This is a genomic window from Dysgonomonas sp. PF1-14, from assembly GCF_029892965.1.
Taxonomy (GTDB): Bacteria; Bacteroidota; Bacteroidia; order Bacteroidales; family Dysgonomonadaceae; genus Dysgonomonas.
This window is the reverse complement of the sequence record NZ_JARXWN010000013.1, coordinates 85,468-104,563: the sequence shown is the minus strand read 5'-3', so window position 1 is coordinate 104,563 and position 19,096 is coordinate 85,468. Positions and strand designations below refer to the sequence as shown.

At 35.3% G+C, this 19,096-nt stretch carries 22 protein-coding genes and 2 pseudogenes; 15 read left to right on the top strand and 9 right to left on the bottom strand.

Going from position 1 to position 19,096, the window contains the following annotated elements; translation table 11 throughout:
• Positions 1–109 precede the first annotated feature (109 nt).
• Positions 110–388 carry a helix-turn-helix domain-containing protein gene (locus tag M2448_RS15055; RefSeq protein ID WP_280647116.1) on the top strand — a complete coding sequence of 93 codons (279 nt, stop codon included), beginning with the start codon at positions 110–112 and terminating at the stop codon, positions 386–388.
• Between the two features lie 2 nt (positions 389–390).
• Positions 391–687, top strand: coding sequence for a helix-turn-helix domain-containing protein (locus tag M2448_RS15050; RefSeq protein WP_008999475.1), 297 nt, complete (start codon positions 391–393; stop codon positions 685–687).
• A gap of 76 nt (positions 688–763) precedes the next feature.
• Here the strand turns inward: M2448_RS15050 and M2448_RS15045 are convergent, their stop codons facing one another.
• Positions 764–1,951 (bottom strand): site-specific integrase, encoded by a 1,188-nt coding sequence (locus tag M2448_RS15045; RefSeq protein WP_280647117.1) that lies wholly within the window; start codon positions 1,949–1,951, stop codon positions 764–766.
• A 21-nt stretch (positions 1,952–1,972) separates the two neighbouring features.
• Complete coding sequence (locus tag M2448_RS15040) at positions 1,973–3,202, bottom strand: site-specific integrase (protein ID WP_280647118.1); 1,230 nt, start codon at positions 3,200–3,202, stop codon at positions 1,973–1,975.
• A gap of 276 nt (positions 3,203–3,478) precedes the next feature.
• On the opposite strand from M2448_RS15040, the pseudogene M2448_RS15035 reads away from it, so the two are divergent.
• Together M2448_RS15035 and M2448_RS15030 are read left to right on the top strand one after the other, a co-directional pair.
• A pseudogene (locus tag M2448_RS15035) lies at positions 3,479–3,643 on the top strand (tyrosine-type recombinase/integrase); the annotation flags it as partial.
• 10 nt (positions 3,644–3,653) lie between these two features.
• Entirely contained in the window at positions 3,654–4,331 is a 678-nt protein-coding gene (locus M2448_RS15030; RefSeq protein WP_280647119.1) for a hypothetical protein, read from the top strand.
• Between the two features lie 50 nt (positions 4,332–4,381).
• Here M2448_RS15030 and M2448_RS15025 read toward each other — a convergent pair whose 3' ends face one another.
• Positions 4,382–6,250: a TonB-dependent receptor plug domain-containing protein gene (locus tag M2448_RS15025; protein WP_280647187.1), complete on the bottom strand. Its 1,869-nt coding sequence runs from the start codon at positions 6,248–6,250 to the stop codon at positions 4,382–4,384.
• A 23-nt stretch (positions 6,251–6,273) separates the two neighbouring features.
• Positions 6,274–6,717, bottom strand: a complete 444-nt coding sequence (locus M2448_RS15020; protein ID WP_280647120.1) for a carboxypeptidase-like regulatory domain-containing protein — start codon at positions 6,715–6,717, stop codon at positions 6,274–6,276.
• Positions 6,718–7,082: 365 nt separating this feature from the next.
• On the opposite strand from M2448_RS15020, the gene M2448_RS15015 reads away from it, so the two are divergent.
• The gene (locus M2448_RS15015; protein WP_280647121.1) at positions 7,083–7,592 is read left to right on the top strand and encodes a GNAT family N-acetyltransferase; all 510 of its coding nucleotides are present in this window, start codon (positions 7,083–7,085) and stop codon (positions 7,590–7,592) included.
• Between the two features lie 20 nt (positions 7,593–7,612).
• Entirely contained in the window at positions 7,613–7,891 is a 279-nt protein-coding gene (locus tag M2448_RS15010; RefSeq protein ID WP_348523105.1) for a maltose acetyltransferase domain-containing protein, read from the top strand.
• A 96-nt stretch (positions 7,892–7,987) separates the two neighbouring features.
• On the opposite strand, the gene M2448_RS15005 is transcribed toward M2448_RS15010, so the two are convergent.
• Positions 7,988–8,950: an AraC family transcriptional regulator gene (locus tag M2448_RS15005; protein WP_280647122.1), complete on the bottom strand. Its 963-nt coding sequence runs from the start codon at positions 8,948–8,950 to the stop codon at positions 7,988–7,990.
• Positions 8,951–9,288: 338 nt separating this feature from the next.
• Here M2448_RS15005 and M2448_RS15000 point away from each other — a divergent pair.
• The 7 genes and pseudogenes from M2448_RS15000 to M2448_RS14970 all read left to right on the top strand — a co-directional run.
• Positions 9,289–9,731, top strand: a pseudogene (locus M2448_RS15000) (site-specific integrase); the annotation flags it as partial.
• A 169-nt stretch (positions 9,732–9,900) separates the two neighbouring features.
• Positions 9,901–10,614, top strand: a complete 714-nt coding sequence (locus M2448_RS14995) for a hypothetical protein (protein ID WP_280647123.1) — start codon at positions 9,901–9,903, stop codon at positions 10,612–10,614.
• 12 nt (positions 10,615–10,626) lie between these two features.
• Positions 10,627–10,830, top strand: a complete 204-nt coding sequence (locus M2448_RS14990) for a peptidase (RefSeq protein ID WP_280647124.1) — start codon at positions 10,627–10,629, stop codon at positions 10,828–10,830.
• Positions 10,831–10,856: 26 nt separating this feature from the next.
• Positions 10,857–11,900 carry a hypothetical protein gene (locus tag M2448_RS14985; protein WP_280647125.1) on the top strand — a complete coding sequence of 348 codons (1,044 nt, stop codon included), beginning with the start codon at positions 10,857–10,859 and terminating at the stop codon, positions 11,898–11,900.
• Positions 11,901–12,018: 118 nt separating this feature from the next.
• Positions 12,019–12,957 carry a WYL domain-containing protein gene (locus tag M2448_RS14980; RefSeq protein WP_280647126.1) on the top strand — a complete coding sequence of 313 codons (939 nt, stop codon included), beginning with the start codon at positions 12,019–12,021 and terminating at the stop codon, positions 12,955–12,957.
• Positions 12,954–14,372 (top strand): WG repeat-containing protein, encoded by a 1,419-nt coding sequence (locus M2448_RS14975; RefSeq protein WP_280647127.1) that lies wholly within the window; start codon positions 12,954–12,956, stop codon positions 14,370–14,372. The genes M2448_RS14980 and M2448_RS14975 overlap by 4 nt, the downstream gene beginning before the upstream one ends.
• Positions 14,373–14,414: 42 nt before the next feature.
• Positions 14,415–15,050 (top strand): metallophosphatase domain-containing protein, encoded by a 636-nt coding sequence (locus tag M2448_RS14970; protein ID WP_280647128.1) that lies wholly within the window; start codon positions 14,415–14,417, stop codon positions 15,048–15,050.
• A gap of 25 nt (positions 15,051–15,075) precedes the next feature.
• Here M2448_RS14970 and M2448_RS14965 read toward each other — a convergent pair whose 3' ends face one another.
• Positions 15,076–15,687 (bottom strand): hypothetical protein, encoded by a 612-nt coding sequence (locus tag M2448_RS14965; protein ID WP_280647129.1) that lies wholly within the window; start codon positions 15,685–15,687, stop codon positions 15,076–15,078.
• Positions 15,688–15,699: 12 nt separating this feature from the next.
• Here M2448_RS14965 and M2448_RS14960 point away from each other — a divergent pair, with 12 nt between their 5' ends.
• A complete protein-coding gene (locus M2448_RS14960; RefSeq protein WP_280647130.1) occupies positions 15,700–16,593 on the top strand; it encodes a GyrI-like domain-containing protein in 894 nt (297 codons plus the stop codon).
• Positions 16,594–16,596: 3 nt separating this feature from the next.
• Here the strand turns inward: M2448_RS14960 and M2448_RS14955 are convergent, their stop codons facing one another.
• Genes M2448_RS14955 through M2448_RS14945 form a run of 3 tightly spaced genes read right to left on the bottom strand, consistent with a single transcriptional unit; the run spans position 16,597 to position 18,232 of the window.
• Positions 16,597–17,244: a hypothetical protein gene (locus M2448_RS14955; protein WP_280647131.1), complete on the bottom strand. Its 648-nt coding sequence runs from the start codon at positions 17,242–17,244 to the stop codon at positions 16,597–16,599.
• 9 nt (positions 17,245–17,253) lie between these two features.
• The gene (locus M2448_RS14950; protein ID WP_280647132.1) at positions 17,254–17,403 is read right to left on the bottom strand and encodes a hypothetical protein; all 150 of its coding nucleotides are present in this window, start codon (positions 17,401–17,403) and stop codon (positions 17,254–17,256) included.
• Between the two features lie 4 nt (positions 17,404–17,407).
• The gene (locus M2448_RS14945; protein ID WP_280647133.1) at positions 17,408–18,232 is read right to left on the bottom strand and encodes an agmatine deiminase family protein; all 825 of its coding nucleotides are present in this window, start codon (positions 18,230–18,232) and stop codon (positions 17,408–17,410) included.
• Between the two features lie 471 nt (positions 18,233–18,703).
• Here M2448_RS14945 and M2448_RS14940 point away from each other — a divergent pair, with 471 nt between their 5' ends.
• Positions 18,704–19,027 (top strand): hypothetical protein, encoded by a 324-nt coding sequence (locus tag M2448_RS14940; RefSeq protein ID WP_280697167.1) that lies wholly within the window; start codon positions 18,704–18,706, stop codon positions 19,025–19,027.
• Positions 19,028–19,096: the final 69 nt, after the last annotated feature.

Genomic DNA, 19,096 nt, shown 5'->3' with positions numbered 1-19,096 from the left:
ACAAGTACAGACGAAAGCTACCAGCCCGCAAAGGATTGGTATATGGTGTATTTTAATGACTTACCTTTGTTATCCCGTAATCATAGTATTAACGAAAAAGGTAAATATTATGGAGATAATAAATATAGAAGCCCGCACTTTCGAGGCTATGATGGTGCGTTTTGAATCGTTTGTTCAGAAAGCTGAGAAACTGGTTGAAAGAAACAAAAATAAAGAGCTTGACGGTTGGCTGGATAATCAGGATGTTTGTCTGATTCTGAATGTCAATCCCAACACATTACAGTATCTGCGAGATAAAAGGAAACTGGCTTATACGAAGTTTAATCGAAAGATGTACTATAAGCCCGAAGATGTGGAGCGGTTTATAAACAATCTGAAATCGGAGTAATTATGAGTACAGAACTTGTAACAAAAGATAATGAGCGGATAAAATCTTTATTCTGTTCGCTCGATAGATTGTTAGACAGGATCGAAACCGTAATGACAGGGTATGAGCCGTCTTTGAACGGAGAACGGTTTTTGACCGTTGCGCAGGTGTCGGAAAGGTTGAAAATCAGTCGGAGGGCATTACAGGAATACCGAACCAAAGGCAAAATCCCTTACCTTCAATTAGGTGGTAAAACCTTATACCGGGAATCGGATATTCAAAAATTGTTGGAACAGAACTATCGTGAGGCATGGGAGTAATAACCCAACCGAAAATGCCAGATTCAATTCAAAAGGGCTACCAGAGTAATTTCCGGTAGCCCTTTTAAGTAGTTTGCTACATTGCTTTTCTTCGTTCCATCAGCTTATCCATATCCTCCGAAATTTTCTGGTCTGTAACCTTAGCATAAACTTGTGTTGTGGAGATATTGGTATGCCCCATCATTTTGCTGATACTTTCGATGGGAATACCCTCTGAAAGTAAGAGCGTTCCGAATGTGTGGCGGCTTTGATGATAGCTCATATTGCCCTTAACACCTGCAAGGAAGCCGATTTCAGTAATGCAATACCATATCTGGTCGCGGTTAGGCAATGGGAATACAGGCTTCGTATCGTCTTCCGTATTATAGAGCGACAGGATTTGTTCGGCAACCGGATGTAAAGGGACGTAGGCTTCAACCTGTGTCTTTTTCCGATGGATTCTGATAAAGGGTTTGCCTTCTGCCGTTCGTCCGATATGGCGGGGGTACAGTCCTTTCAAATCGACATAAGCAAGTGCCGTAAACGCAGAAAAGATAAAGGCTCGGCGAATCAACTCCTGAAACGTATTAGTCATCGGCTTTTCCATAATCAGCTTCAATTCATTTCTGCTTATGTGCTGTAATTTGGGCGGTTCTTTCTTTTCATACTTCACATCAGCAATCGGATTAAACCGGAGAATTTCTTGGTCAACGGCAATGTAAATCAATCGGTTCAGCCATGTAAAGCAATGGTTGATATGTCCCGACTTATATTCTTTGCCTTTTAGAAACAGTTTATAGCCTTCGCCGAACTCTTCGGTAATATCAGTAAAGGCAATGTCTTTCATTTTCAAGGCAAGAAGATATTCCCGTAAGTTATTTTGAGAAATCTTAGACTGGCGGTAGGTAGAGGTAGAGTTTATTTCCAATGAACGTATCCTTAACCGTTCACGTTCCGCCTCGCCCGCCAATAATAACATAGTGGGAACAGTATGTATTTCGAGAATCGCATTTTTAAGTAAGTCCACACTGACAACACCATATTTTTTTAGCGTGTTTTCATAAGCCTGTTCAATGCGCTGACGAAATGCTTTCAGTTGATGGTTAGCTTTTTCGTCTTTGACTTCTCCCTTTTTACTTTTCCAATCGTTAGGGTTACAAAAAATACCTGTTGTGATTACGGTCTGTTCGCCATCAACAGTAATACGGCAAAATATGGCGGTTGTGCCGTCTTTTTTTACTTTACCCCGGTTTATGTAGAATAATATTTTAAATGTAGATCGCATAATTGTAATATTTATTGATTGTTATAGAACTAATTTTAAATCTTTGGTAGCCTCGATATACTTATCCATATCCTCAAAGAGTTTCTTCGGGGTAACACGGGCGTAAATCTGTGTGGTCTTTATATCCGAATGACCAAGCATCTTGGAAACGGTTTCTATGGGAACACCGCCTTCAAGCGTAATCAGGCTGGAAAACGAGTGCCGCCCCATATGATAGGTCAATGCCCCTGTCATTCCGATTAGCTGGCGTATGCTTTGGAGATTCCATTTCAGGGCGTTATATTCCATTTTAGGGAATAAGGTTTCCCTTGATGGATTCTTATACTTTTCGATTAACCCGATGGCTTCGGGAAGCAGCTTCACCCGGCACAGCTTGCCGTTCTTACCACGTTGATATTTGAGCCATAAATCGCCCGCATCGTCTTTAGACAGGTTATCGTTGGTTATAGATACTACATCGACATAGGCAGTCCCGGTATAGCACGCAAAAAGGAACATATCACGGGTGGTAATATGCGACCATCGGTGTTCTTCAAACTGCAAATCCCGTATCTTTTCAAATTCTTCACGACTTAGGGTGCGAGGTGGATTAACTTTTTGCTTTAGCAAAGGATAGTTTACAAAGTAATGCCTGTCGGAATGCCCCTCCTTAAAGGCAATCCGGCAGATTTTCTTTAATATCGCCAAATAGTGGCGTACAGTTTCTACACCTAAATTTCTTTCGAGAATGAGATAATCCTGAAACTCCCGGATAAACTGTTCGTTTAGCTGGCTGAATGCAAGGTCTTTGACATTGTAGTTTTTGCTGACAAACTCACCTAATCTTCTCCGGGTGTAGAGATAATTGGGAATTGTGCGGTGGGAAACATCTATTCCGACACGCGCCCTTACCTCTTCAATATGGCGGTCGAAGAGCCGGAACAGTGTCATCTGCGTAGCTATGCCACCTTGAAACAGGTTCTTTACAGCTATGGCATCGAACGGTATATTTCGTTCGGTTAGAGTGTTGTAAGCCTCATTGATACTAAGCAGTAACTTATCTATCTTCTCGTTAATTTCGACTGCTTCCTGACTTTTCCCGTTCAAACGGCTGGCTCGTGGATTCCAAAGCGAGAGAGTGCAGGAGAGTTTGCTACTGAACTGTGCAACGGTATCGCCAACAGTTATTCTTCCCATAATCGGGGTCTTTCTTGACTTGTCAAGAACACTCTTTTTGAGGTAGAGTAATACCTTAAATTTTTCATCTTTCATACGCTTATATTTTGTGGGTAAAGTTACCCGTTTTATAAGCGCTCTTAATCATGTAAAACACAGCATATCAACGCAAAAGAACAATTCCGATTACCTGTTTTCTCTTGGAAACAGACAGGCTAACGATTTAGAAACTGAAATGTAGCGCAAATCTGCTTCGGGATAAACATTTCAAATAGCTTTAGAATAATGCAAACTTGTTCATTTCAAATATGTTACCTGCCGAACTGCTTCAATCTGCTTTAGTCTAATTCACTGCTTTTTATACATCTCGCGCGACACACATTTGCAGTTATGATGATTGACTTAGGGGTTGAAATATTTACAGTATCTAAACTCTTAGGGCATAAAGAATTAAAAACCACACAGATATATGCTAAGGTTTTGGATAAAAAGAAACAAGAGGCTGTAAACCTCATCCCGGATATTTCATTGGATTAAGATAATAGCTATGAATATAAGGGATATAAAAATAGACAGCATATTATCGGATATGGATATAAGCCGGGTTGTTGATAGAATTTTTCAAGTTGGAGAACGAAAAGAAACAACAGCTATTGCATGGCATACCAGAGAGGAAATTGATGCGCACTACTATGATTATTCACTAAAGGAAATGATTGATAAAGAAAATTCTTTAGGAATTAGCAAAGAAGATTTTCTAAACCTTATTTGCCGTTGGATGCTACTAAATAAAGAAATACAGCGCATTGGAGAAAAACGAGGAGGTATAATGGATACCGACAAATTAAAGTATAGGAAGAGTATAGAGCAAAGAAATTCTCTTTGGGTAGAAATAGAACAGATTTTTAACCTTGCTTCAATCCCGGCTCATTTTACCTCATCATTAAATGAAGATGCTGCGAGGTTGGTATATCAGGAACTAATTAGCAATAGTTATTTAGATGAAAAAACGCCGGAGAACGACTTTTTATATCGGTTAGGTGTAATTGATATGCCGGATAGTAATAGCCTCTTAAAATGGATAAAAACGAATAAAACCACAAAGGGCATAATCCCCAATAAAAAATCGCTTTTAAACTTTCTTTCTCTTATTGGTATATCCGACAAAGAAATTTCAGATAAGGCACTTAAGTTCTACTTCCTTCTCGCAGGCGAAAAGAGATAAAGAAGCAAGTAAAAGAATGGCTATTTTGACTTTCATATTGCGACTGTTGTTTAAAATTTGAAATTCCATGATACGGATGGCATAAACTTGAATAATGAATATTGATAGGTAGATAACTTATTGGGGTCGTCTTTATTTGTTTTGAACTCTATCATGTATGGGTTCTCTCTGCCATAGGCGTTGTATAGACCGATAGATAGTTCGGAAGTGAATTTCTTTGTTTTCTTCAAAACTTTGGTGGCTTCTAAGTCAAGTCGATGATAGGCGGGTGCCCGGTATCCGTTGCGTTCGGTAAAGTAAGGCACTTCGTAACCGTCAACCGGATATTTGCCACTGGGGTAGGTAACGGCATTGCCTGTATAGTAAACCCATGCTGCTGAAAAAGACCACTTATCATTGAGTTCGTACATACCAACAACAGATATATCGTGTGTTCGGTCTTGTGTGGCGTTATACCATTTATTGCTGTTTATACCGTCAATCTTCTTTTCCGACTTTGACAGCGTGTATGATACCCAACCGGTAAAACGTCCTGTACGTTTTCTCAACAGAAACTCAACCCCGTATGCTCTTCCTTTTCCAAATAATAATTCCGTTTCTATATCGTCTTTACGTGAAGTATTTGCATTGTCCTTAAAGTCTATTTGATTTTTCATATCTTTATAATAGGCTTCAACGCTAAACTCAAACCGATTGTCTGAGAAGTTGCGGAAGTAGCCTAATGATAGCTGGTCGGCTATTTGCGGTTTGATATAGTTTGAACTGGAAGTCCACCGTTCTGACAATTCGCTCATTGCGCTGTTCGATAGCAAATGTATATTCTGAGTTGTTCGTGCATAGGAGGCTTTTATTGAGGAACTGTTATCAAGGGTGTAATTAATCGATATGCGTGGTTCTATATTGAAGTAGGTTTTTACTATTTTGCCTGATTTATAGAACGTGGTATCAATAACATTGTGATTTTGATCTAATGTGTAGAAATCGCCTTTCCCAAGTACCGAAAATGCAGAAGCCCTAAGACCGTACAGTAATTCTATTTTATCTGAAAGTTTTAGTTGATTACTTATATAAGCACTGTTTTCCCAAGAATAGCGATGTTGAAGGATTCTATCCGTGCCTGTATCTTCTTGATATTTGAACTTTCCGGGACCTATGTCATGATAAGTGCTGCTATAGCCAAACCGCCATGTGCTTTTATCGGAAGTGAAGAGAGAGAAATCCTGTTTGAGAATATAATCATTGATGTTCGTTGATATTTTCATGTCAGTATCCATATTCTCTTCCGCTTCTGTTGAGTAATTATTGTATATGAAAGAGGTGTTCATCAATAGTTTGCTGTTGAAATTCCGACTCCAACGTATGGCGCCGGACAGACTACCATAACTATTATTAAACAACTTCTTCATACCGACAACATCGCGCCCCCAATATCCGGATACTATTAATCGGTCTTTATCTGACAGATTGAAATTCATTTTCATGTTTAAATCGTAGAAATATAGCGAGGTATTCTTTGCGTCTTCCGCACCGATTGCTTTTGCCACTAAATCGGCATACGTTCTGCGTCCACCAATAACAAAGGATGATTTTCCTTTTTGAATAGGCCCGTCGATACTAAGTTTAGAAGAAATAAGCCCGAGTCCCCCATTGAAATGATACTCTTCCATGTCGCCATCCATAGTCTGAATGTCAATGACAGAAGACAACCTTTCTCCGTATTGTGCAGGCATCGCCCCTTTGTATAAGGTAGCGTTTTTAATCACATCTGAATTGAATGTGGAAAAGAAGCCCATCAGGTGAGAAGTATTGTAAAGAGGAATATTGTCCAAAAGGATTGAGTTTTGGTCTGAACTTCCTCCACGAACGTATATACCGCTGCTTCCTTCGCCAGTAGAACGTACTCCGGGTAATAGTTGAATAGATTTGAGAATGTCTTTTTCGCCTAATAATACAGGGAGTTTTTTATTTCTTTGATTCTGATTTTCTCTACTCCACTTTGTACACTTGTTACGTTTTCATCTGCATCTCGCCCTGTAACTACAATTTCTTGCAAGCTATGAGCAGACGGTTTCAAGAATATATCCTGTGTAACTTCAGCATCTATCCGAAGTTTTATCGCTTCCTTGTCGTAGCCCATATAAGATACGACAAGAGTGGCTTCGCCCCGCGATACTTTAATCTTATATACACCATCAACATTAGTTACTGCCCCGTTAGACTCATTCCCCTGCTCTACTACTGTTACACCAATAAGTAATTCCCGGCTTTCATGGTCTCTTATTGTACCCGAAACGACATACTCTTTTTTACTGTTTTGTGCTATGCCATTATGTGCTAACAACAAAAACAATATTACTAAAAACATGAATCTTTGTTTGATTGTCATATACGTCTTTTTGCTCTTAATGATTTACAATGCAAAAGAACGTAAATGAGGAATAAGCTTTCAGCCCATACAGACTATATCCTATCCCTTTCGGACAAATGAAGACAAATCGGTCTTTTACTTATACTGAGAAATTTCTTTATCAGATGATATCTCACAAAACATATTTATAAAGAATCTGATGTTGTACGGTTTATTGAAAAACATTTCAGCAGTTTTCGGAGTATGAGCAAGATATAGGTTCGTTTCTCATTTGATTTTATGATAAACAAAAGAAAGGCTTTAAGATAAGATTTCCGATATCGTAAATTTAGTATTTTTGCGGATACTAAGCGACCTATTGGGGTTATAAACATTGAAAAATAATGATAACGAATAGTAAAACGGAAGATATTACAGAAATTTTCAGGCTTTATAAATTAGCTACTGATTTTCAGAAAATAATGTTTCCGGGGAATCAATGGCCGATATTCGACCAAGAGCTTATTTTTACAGAGGTTATTGAGAACAGACAATTTAAACTGATAATTGAAGATAGAATTGCCTGTATCTGGGCAATAACATATAGTGACCCTGTAATTTGGGAAAATGACGATGCTCTTTCTGCTATTTACATCCATAGAATAGCTACAAATCCCGACTTCAGAGGTAATAACTTTGTGAAAATAATTGTTGATTGGGCTACAGAGTTTGTTAAGGGGCAAAATAAGAAGTTTATTAGAATGGATACTTGTGGAAGAAATGAGAGATTAATCTGTCATTATGAAAAATGTGGCTTTCAATTTTTAGGCATAAAAAAACTTCAGGACGCCAAAGCATTACCTTTGCATTATCATAATGCAGAGGTTTGCTATTTTGAAATAGAATTGAGTTAAGATAATATTCTGGGGAAACAATATCCGATGGCTTTGTCTGCCTGTTCCGGAATTCATTATTCACATCAATAACGAGTTTTATATTAAAGTGTTTAACAACATGGGAGATAAAGACTTTTTTTAAGAAATGCTTTCGGGGAAGGATGTATAACGATCTTTCTCCAACACTTATACAGAAAAGAAAACAAACCGTTTTCCTGACAAACGAATATAATGATAGCTACGGAGAATCTAAAATAGTAATAGAAACATTATTGCGCAAATTTTTGAAAAAAGTTGGAGAAAAATGTTCATTTTGAGCTAAACCATAAATCCCAAAACCAACATACGGCTCGCAATATTCTGTATTACTAATACATCATAGCGAAGATAAGTTATTTATATTGAGGATAAAATCAAGTTAATAGAGTTTCTTTCGGATTGAAGCCGAATTGCTTTTTGTAGGCTGATGAGAATTTACTCAAGTTATTATATCCTATCTTATACCCTACATCGGCAATGGAGTTCCCGCTTTCAATCATTTTTTTTGCCAACTCCATCCGCTCTTGCTGAAAGTATTGGAAAATTGGTTTTCCAAAAACTATTTTAAAATTGGTCTTCAATTTCGTTGGGCTTATTCCGAATTCTTCTGACAGAGATTGTATAGTGGGACATCCATATTCAAGGTTTACAGTGAGCTTTTCCCGAATTTCAAATAAAAGGTTTATATCATATTGATTCTTGACCACTTCTTTTAAAGGAGTATTTTTCCTGTAATCAAACAAAGAAAATGTTTTTGCCAAAAGTTCTGCTGCAGAAGAATTGAATAATAAATCTTTGTACAAAGAATCCGATTCATTGATAACAAACAGTTTTTTTGCAAGCTGTTCTATGTTAGGACTTATTTTCTCGAAGATAAAAAAAGGATGTTTTATGGTATTACTATTAAGAATTAACGAATTATCGTTATGGCGTCTTTGTATCCAGTCAGACGATAGGATGACGGATAATACCTGAAATCGATACCCTGCCTTTATGTAGTTTGTATCAAAAGAATGCGAGGTTGAGACATAAATCCCATCCATAATTGTCATTTTTTCATTCCCGTCTTTTACAACAAGAAAGCTGGTAGGAGTATGAATCAGATACTTTATTGTTATTCCTTTATTGTCGGATTTGTCCCTATGAATACATATGTTTTTATTTAATACAACATCTGTCAAAACCAAGTCTATACCTTCTTCTATTTTTTGCACCTCAATATATCCTTTGCCATGTATCGGACTTATATTAACCCGATTCCCTTCAATCGGAGATTCGAAAAATTGTGCGATTGACTTTAGCCATTCATTAGTTGGGATTAATCCTAAAAATTTCATATCTAACATATTAATTCCGTTTCGACCTTTTGAGAGTCAGCATAAAGATAACGGATTAAATACGGCAATGTTCTATTTTTTAATTTCATTTTGAATTATTTTTTTATTATTGTATTTAGGGTTAATTAAACGGTTGTGGAATATTTTCTTCATTGCTTTAAATCAGCATATAATCTATTATTCTATGGTATTTAGAAATAAACTTCTATCTTTGGAACATAGTTATTTGAAACAATGGTAAACCAAAGCAGACCAAAGAGTTTCGCTCGTTTCTATATCGTTACCCATTGTTGACTTTCACTTCCTTAATTATCTGTTATTCAACGGATAAATTTCAAATCTTCTATTGTCTTACCGGTATGCGCTGGAGCGATATACAAAAGCTAACTTGGGGAGAAGTACAAGAGATGGATGGGCATACTCGAATTGTTTTTCGTCAAAAGAAAACGAAAGGCTTTGAATATTTAGACATATCGGATCAGGCACTCGCTATTTAGGAGAAAGAGGTAATCCCGAAGATAGGGTTTTCTTAGGGCTTAAATATTCAGCATGACACAATCAGGCATTAGAGAAATGGTGTATGAGAGCAGGGATATTGAAAGACATAACATTTCACTGCGGACGACATACATTTGCAGTGATGCAGTTAAACTTAGGTACTGAAATCTATACAGTATCGAAATTGCTGGGGCATAAAGAATTAAAAACAACTCAAATTTATGCACGAATATTAGATGAGAAGAAAAGGGATGCGGTTAATAAAATACCGGATATAGAATAAATGGAATACTAAAAATAAATAAACTTTATTTTCCAATTAGGATGTGTCACAGTTTGGCATATCCCAATTCTATTTTTGTATCAGCAAATAACAATAGGCGTACAGTTCCACGCTTTCTTGATCTATTAAAAGCTCCTTTAAGGAACTGAGGGGCAAAAAATATTATAAAATGAAAATTAATTATTTGTTGGGACTATTTATTTTATTTTCAGGATTAATGCTTTCTTGTAGTGATGATGCTAATAATGATATCTCGGGGATGAAATGCCTTACAAAGATAGAGGAAATGAACGGCGATGGCGATTACAAGTTATTCTCTTACAATTCGGGAGGAAAACTGATCTCCATCGAAGACGGTGATGAAGAAGGCCTGCAAGAAAAAATGACAATAAGCTATGACGGGGAATCAATCAGCAGAATACAAATATATGACCCTAAACTATATGTAACCTTGGATTTTAGATACAAAAATGATTCCGTATTTATATCCGGTGAAGATCAATTCAGAGGAAAAGTAAATGATGTTTTAGTGATTAATACTTTTGCTAATACCTTACTGAAATTGATTGGCAATCGTACCATAACATACAACTATGATGATAGAGGAAATATCACATCCACATCATACAGGTCGGATAAGTTGAGTTACGACATTAATCCATCTTTTTATTCTACGACCAGAGTTCCTTTTTGGTTTTTAAACTATCTTTACGAGTATTACGACTTTATGGAAAATTATGCAGGAGCTAACAATATACTGAATTCGTCTTACAAGGGATCGATTGAAGAGCAATATTCATATGAATATGGAACAGATAAATATCCTTTTAAAATGTTTCTGACTGACGAATATGATACAATAGAATATAGATTGACATATTAAAAGAAAAATATTATGGTTTATTTATGGAAAGTAACAGCAAAACAGAGTCTTGCTAATAAAATTGCAGCGGGAATGTGGGTAGAAATTGTAAAGACAGGAACTAATGCTAGGCCTAACTACCGAGAAATAGCAAGTGCATTCAATGAAAAATACAAATTCAACATTAATGAATCGAGTTGTAATGATATTTATTTTGATATAGTACAAATGAATTGACTTTTCTAAAAACAAATATTTGAAAAATGAAAGTTTACGCGCGTTATTTTGAAGAGAATGGATTAGGATTTAGGAGAGATACTATTCTTCAGTTCGGAGATAGTTGGGATTTGATAGGTTCTATAATTTTGATAAATCCGGGAAGTGCTGCACCTCGAGATACGCCTAAGCCGGATGTGTTAAAGAAATTACTAGCATTCAACTCCGTTAATCCTGAATCGTGGAAAGAATTTTCTGTTGATCCGACCATGGGACAGATAGAAAAATTGTTTAACGGACAATTTATTGAACAAAGCAAACCTTTAAATGGTGTTATTCAGTTATTCAACTTATTCAATCTGCGTAATGAAAATTTATCCAAAGCATTAGAAGCATTTGAACGATTAAAAACCACATCGAACCCGAATATAACAAGTCTTAAAGAAGATATTGCCAAAATAGGCAAGATGCCCGTGTACTTTGGCTGGGGAAGCACAGGGAAAGGGCAATTAAAACATATTGCTAAAAAGGCTTTTGAAGGATTATCCAAACAACCATATCTGAATGACAACTTTGATGATAATTTTTTCTATCATCCCCGTTATTTGCAAATGAGGTATAAAACGAATAGGAACGTAATTAAAATCCTGCATGATTTCTATAACCAAGATAAAAAATGGGATGGAATAACAACAGGGACAAATACGAATCCATCAAAAGAGGAGAACGAAAAAACCGTTGAGCTATGTGTAAAAGAGTTAGAAAAGGAATGGGCATATCATCAAAAAAAGAATAACAGATTCGTTATTGCAAATGAACAGTTATCGCTAACTGTTACACATACAGGAGGTGGATATATTGCCATCCGTCATTTGAACAAAGAAATAAAGACTGCTGAAAAGAAGCCTGAAATAGATGGAATATTGAAAAAATACAATTTTCCCCCTTATATCAATGATAAAGGCAACCTGATTTGGCTTGGCACAAAAAAACTTAGTAGCTTTAAAGGCTCCAATCCAAAAGAGATTTCAGAAAATATTATTTCAGAGTTAGCTGTAATGATTTCTGAACTAGAGAGCATTTATTCGTAAACAGTCCAAGTCACTTCATTGTAAGAAACTGCCATCATCGGGCAGTTTTTTTAGACCTTTACCTTGCGTGTGCTATTATTTGGCATAAGCATATTGTATCTTTATGAAAAATAATGATATGAAAAAAACTAGTAAGGACTCAACCTCCAACCTTTTCAACCGCTATGTATGGTTAGTAGATACAATCTATCGAAGAGGACAAATCACTTTCGAGGAGATCAACAAATGCTGGCAGCGCTCATCCCTCAATCTCGGCGAAGAAGATATTCCGCTGCGGACATTTCACAATCATCGCAAAGCCATAGAGCAAATGTTCGATATTATCATCGAATGCGATAAACGAAACGGCTATAAGTACTATATAGAAAACTCGGAAGACATGGAACGTGGTGGTGTGCGAAGTTGGCTGTTGAATACATTTGCAGTCAATAATCTGATAAATGAAAGCCATAGACTCAAACAGCGAATCCTTTTTGAGCAAATACCATCGGGACAAATGTACCTGACACCTATCATCGAGGCCATGAGAGACAGTTTGTCTTTAGAGATAACTTATCAGAGCTTCTGGTATGATACAGCCTACACGTTCGAGGTATATCCCTATTGTGTAAAGATATTCAAACAGCGGTGGTACGTTGTCGCATACAGTCCGGGCAAAGACCGTATATTCATCTATGCTTTGGATAGAATAAAGGCTATGACAATAACGGATAACAAATTCGTGCTGCCTACCGATTTTGACGGAGAATTATTTTTTGCTGATTGCTTCGGAGTTATAGCTGATGACGACAAAAAGACGGAAAAAGTGTTGATTAAAGTCTATGCTAATCAGAATCGTTATATCCGGTCGTTACCCCTGCATCATTCGCAAAAAGAGGAAGAAAATTCTGCCGATTATTCCATATTCAGCTATTATATCAGACCGACTTTTGACTTTCAACAGGAGTTGTTGTCGCATGGTTCATATATAGAACTACTGTCTCCCGAGTGGTTGAGAGAGGAGATGAAAAGGGAAGTAGAAAACATGAAAGATAAATACATCGACGGTAAGGAATGAAAAGTAATAACTTATACCCTGTCTTTGCCTACGGCAAATGGGGAGCAGTAGATAGGAATGGGAATCAAGTAATACCCATAATTTATACTTATTGTAGGAACATCATGTACGATTTGTCAGTCAACAATGTAGTTATAGTCATTAAAGATGACAAATATGGATTGTTGGATATAGATAGTTGTAAGGAGATAATACCGACTATCTATGATAATATATGGTGTTATGATGAAAAATTTTGGTGTGTACAGAGAGATAGTAAATGGTATCTTTGGAAAAAAGGCTCATTTTATATAATTGGAGAATATGACTCTGTAAGTTTTATCAATGAGGAGTTTATTCAACTTGAAAAGTCTGTAGATAATGAGTTCGGATATAAGCGTTATGTAAAACTTAGTTTTGTTTATTCTATTGCAGAAAAAAGAATAGTATCTACCTTTGAAGCCCATATTTTTTATAATGATTTAGCAAAAGTTTGTATTAATGGAAAATATGGATTTGTCAACCGCTCTTTAGAATTAGTTATACCTGCAACCTATGATTATGTAGAAAACTTCGAAAATGGCTTTGCTTATGTAAAAATAGAGAATAACGAATATTATATAGACACAATGGGATTGCGGGTTATATCCGGACCATTTTATCATGCAGATTATTCTGATGAGAATTGTCATGATGATACCATGTTTATGGAAGGAATTTGGAGCGAACTAGTCTGCTACGAGAAAGATGAATTTATTGGATTGAAAGGATTACAAAACCGAATAATAACTTTACCAATATATGATTTTATAGGTCTTGCTTACAGAGATAACGATAAATACATAAGTGTAGTTAAAAATGGGAAATATGGAGTAATAGACAAAGATGGAAATACTATCATCGAATGTCAATATGATTGTTTATGGAGTTCTTCTGAATTAGAGGATATATTTCTCATAGGCTGCGACTATATGGAAGGTGATTTATGGAGAAAAAGAGAATACGGTATTATCAATATAAATAATGAATTTATTATACCTCCCATATACGGCAATATACACATCATAAACAATAATATGGCGATAGTAGCTATTGACAAAAAAAGGGAATATAAGTATGGAGTGCTAGATTTTCATCTTCAAAAAATTATTATTCCTCTCATATATGATGAGTGTTCTTTTTATGGAAATTTGTTTTTCGTAGCAAAAAAAGGAAAATGGGGATACCTCGATTTAGAAGGGAATGAGATTATGAAAATTGAGCAAGATTTTGATTACTCTGTATATAAGGATTTTAATTATTATAGAGCCGATGACAGAAGATGGGGTTGGGAAGATTATTGTGGTCGGACTCCAGATTTTTCTAAATGTATTCTTCAAAAAGAAGTATGTTTTAAAGATTGGAAACCTGTATTTCAAGAAGAATGTCCGTTTTGATTCTATTACATTTAGTGTAGGTAATTAATTAAATTGCTATAAATGAAAATACTATTTTTCTCCGACACTCACGGCCAACACCGTAAACTGAAAAATCTGCCCCAGGCAGATATGCTGATTCATGCCGGTGATATTTCAAAACGTGGAGAAGACCACGAGGTGGAAGATTTTATCCGATGGTTCTCTGCATTGAACTACCCTTACAAAATATTTATAGCAGGCAATCATGATTTCTATTTCGAAGATGAAACAGTAAACAGAATACAGAAAATGCTTCCTTCAGATACTTACTATCTGTGTAACACAGGCGTATCTATTGAGGGTATTAATATATGGGGTTCTCCCATTACTCCAACGTTTTTCAACTGGGCATTCAACAAAGATAGAGGGAGTGAAATTGCTAAATATTGGAATAAAATACCCAAAAACACCAATATTCTTATTACGCACGGTCCTCCATTCGGTGTGCTCGACAAAACAAGAACCGGGCTGAATGCCGGCTGTGAAGATTTGCTCCGAAAAGTAAAATCAATTAAGCCTGCCTACCATCTGTTCGGACATATACACGAGAGCTATGGAGTCTGCGAAAAAGAGTATACAACATTTATGAATGGCAGTATTTTGGACGAAAATTATTCGCTTGTGAATCAGCCCCTATTGTTTGATGTAAATTGCTGAATAACGTGTAGATGTTAGGACTTGATCATGCAATTGGGACTATACATGTTCTCTTTAATTTTCCGTCTATTGGACTCTTTGTTTCAGGGTTACCATCATCTTCATCATTGTCATCTGGCAAATACAGCAGAATAAATCGTTTGTTAGATAATGAATTGTCTATTTGAAATTTTAATAATTTCTTAATGTCTTCATATTCTGTATTGACTGTCATTTGTGAGATAAATTCTATCTGTGATTTTGTATGCTCTGATATTATTATGACATTTGGCACGTATTCATGGAAAAGAATAAATTCAGATATAGCTTCTGATAAAGTTTGTTTCCAGTTACACCATTTGTTAAACTTGCCAACCCAATCAATGGGCAGAAGGCTACCATTCTCAAACATATAATCATATAAAGAATTTACAATAGCATCTACTTTAGACTGCTCTATGAATACATTTTCTTCAGTAAGTTTCTGATACACGAATCTCCTTAAGTCGGCATCACCATAACTGTCATTACGGTAAAGGCTATTATGCATTTCGGCAACATATTTTTCAATAGTAATAAATTCATCCTCGCTAACGGGTATATATACATGTAATTTGACATATCCGAAAGCGTCTTTATTTATCGGTTCTTTTTTCATAATTTTGTTTTTGTGATAGAATCTGTTGATAATAAATATAAAGGGCAAATAGTCTCAATTCTGCATCATCTCAATATGATGATTCAATACGATTGGACAAATTCAAATGCCAATGCTTTCGAAAATGAAACCAGTATTGAGAGTTTGGCTAAAATATCCGGGATGTCCGAACGTAATCTACATGTATATTTTCCGGCTTATATAAATGAAACTGTCGGTCAATATAAAAACCGAATAAGGCTCGAATATGCTTTGCAACTACTGAAAGAGGGCAAATATACCCAATCTGAAATAGCCGAACGGATAGGCTTTTCCAATGATACAGCCCTATATAATGTCTTTCGGAAAAAATTGAATACTACTCCTGCAAATTATAAAGCGCATTTTTTGACGGAAGCTATTATACAAGATGTTCCTGTTATTGATAGCAAAATTGTCGATTTACATGAAACTCCAGTTTTATTTCTTTCTTATATAGGCAATTATGAAGATTATACATCAACTATCTTTGAAGAAGATAGTTGGAACAAGTTGTATGATTATGCTTCGACAAATAATCTCTTACCCGAAAAAGAAGAATATTGGGGCATCTGCTACGATGATACGGGAATAACTGATGCCAATAAATGCCGTTTTTATGCTTGCATGACTATTACAAAACGCATAAAATCCCGATTAACAGACGAAGTTAAATGTATGACTTTACCCACTCAAAAATATGCGATATATACTCACAAAGGTTCATATAATCAATTGGATTCTTTTTATAAAGCCATTATGCTGAATATACCGCAGGGTTATCATCTTGACAATGGGTTAATACTCGAACATTATCTGAATAGCCCAAATGATACCGCCGAATCTGAACTTTTGACAGAAGTACTGTTGCCAATTACAAGCGTATGATTTTCACCATGGCCTTGCATTGTATTTTGCTTTCGTTATATCTTCCCATAAAGGATGTTTAATATAGAAACGGTAAGATTTTTCTTTAAAAGAAAGAAAAGCATCGGAATTATTACCAAATCTTACTCGAGATTTTTCTTCATTAATGGGAATATAACGGCTTGTAGTAATAACCGGTAATTTCTCATTTTTATTATTAACGATCAGAGGTAAATCTTCTTTCTCAAGCACAAATGCATCAATAAAATCAAACAAAGCCCAAGAGCATTTTAAAGGCCCGGTAATAATTTCTTTATCATTTTTCAGAAGGCTACGGATTAATATTCCTCCAAAATAATCTTCATTTGGCTCCCGCTTATCACCCCCACAATCTGTATCTGTGCATTTACTTTCTAAAGTTATATCAACCCCACTATCATGAAAAAACCATTTTCCACAACTTGCATTTCGAGGATAGGTAATAATATCTTCCAGGTCTTTGGTATAATAGTAAAATTCTATTTCTAAAAATTTGTAATGGTCATTCCCCTTTTCAATGCAGCATTCCAGAAATAAATACTTTGCTATTTCTTCAAATCGTTGCTCTATCTTATTGATATCTACATTTCTTAAATCTAATAAATCCCGTAACGCCGTAATATTTTTATTCATTTTTATATGTTATTTTCGGTTCTGCTTTTTCATTTCCTCCAAAATTTTCTTTTGATTCTTGCTGATCTTTGAACTTCCATTTACCCAGCGGTTTAGTTTCATCCCTACCCAAAACAGGAAAGCGAAAGCAACGATAAAGATAATTAATTCTTTCATCATGATTTTATTTTAATGATTGTTTTATATTCCACGAAATACAGTTCAAAGCTCCTCCAAGCCTGACAATATCAGCAACATCTATCTGCTCAATGTTTGTTTTGTAAATATCTTTAAATAACTGAAATGCCGGTTCATCTTCTTCTATCCCTATTGCCGGCAACAAAATAAGATTGTTTACTTGTAGGAAATTGATGTAAGCCCAATTTAATGTAGATTTCTTTGCTACATCATAATGCAGTTCGATGATTTCAAAATGAGGGTTTAATGCTTTTATTAGTCTTTTCCTCAATGGTTTATCAAAGTCAGCATAATTATTGAGTAAGACTTTCTTATCTTCTATAAAGCGAACCATTCCATCCGTATGTCCGTAAGGCTCGTTTTTATCCCAAGGTATTATTATTAGTTCTATTTGAAAAAGAGATTCAAGTTGATTAATGAGTTCAGTCTTAGAATATGTCGGATTTTCATCAAACACCTTATTTGTCATTATAATGGCATCATTGCATTTTATTATATTGCCTCCATCAATAACGATATCTGTTTTGATAGTATCAATATTCAGATGTTTACAACAAGCTGTCGGCTCAGTTATATATGATTTTTTCATTTGCAGATAATCAGGGCTGTAACGATATTGAATAAATGTTGATTCTGATATTTGCACAGGCATATAATCTCTAGCCCAGTAGTCTTTTGTAAAAGGCAATAATTCATGTTCTACATGGTGTCTATCTAAAATTTTGCTTATTGCTTTGTAACATCGAAAGTCTGTTATCCATTCCGAAAAATAAACGGTATCTGCATCCTTATCTGTTGTTAACATTGACATAATCAATTCATTTTAAGACAAAGGTAGTCCCAGTAGAGAAAAAGGAAGCTACTCAAAAGTGCAGAAATTCTTTTTCATCCTCATACAAAATTATATTCCATTCGGAAGTCTTATAAAAAATGACAGTCTCTAGTCTTTAGTGATAAACCAATATTAAAAAAGAAAATTGCTGGGTGGCAAACTATCTATGGTTTATTGGATATTTTTGTCAATACTGCTCTTTTAGAGAATTTTAAAGCTAACGGGAACAACTACGAAGCTCAACTCTATAAGATTGTCTCAAAAAGTCATCGACAGATATTTGAAAACTATGAGGAATATTCTAATCAAAAGTATAAAAGGATACAACTAATTGTTGATTTCATATCAGATATAAAAGATGTATTGAATAGCATAGCAAAAGGATGCTTTTATAATTATGATTCTTTAGTCATAAATCTCCATAATTACTCATATAATGCTAGATATTATATGGACTTTATCAAAACCCGCAATCTGGATATCCTTCAAAAAAACTCTACTTATAAGAATTTAAATCCAACAACAGAAGCAAATATAATTAGAGCAATATATGTAGCAAAGAAAGATGATGTGAGCTATTCAAAAAATGCATTAGAGTATCTTTATAATAAAATAAAAGATTTAGTAGATAAAGGTAAAATTGAACGAATTTGGGAAACCAAAGCGAATTATCCTAAATATAAAGAGCTTAGTGACATGGATCTCCAATTAGCAATTGATGAAATACAAGAGAAATATTTTGGATTAGGAGAGCAATTGAAATTAGAAATATGAATAAATTATAGCATCGGCAAGTAATTATTGATTTTTTATCAACTACTCAGATATATCTAAATAAATTGT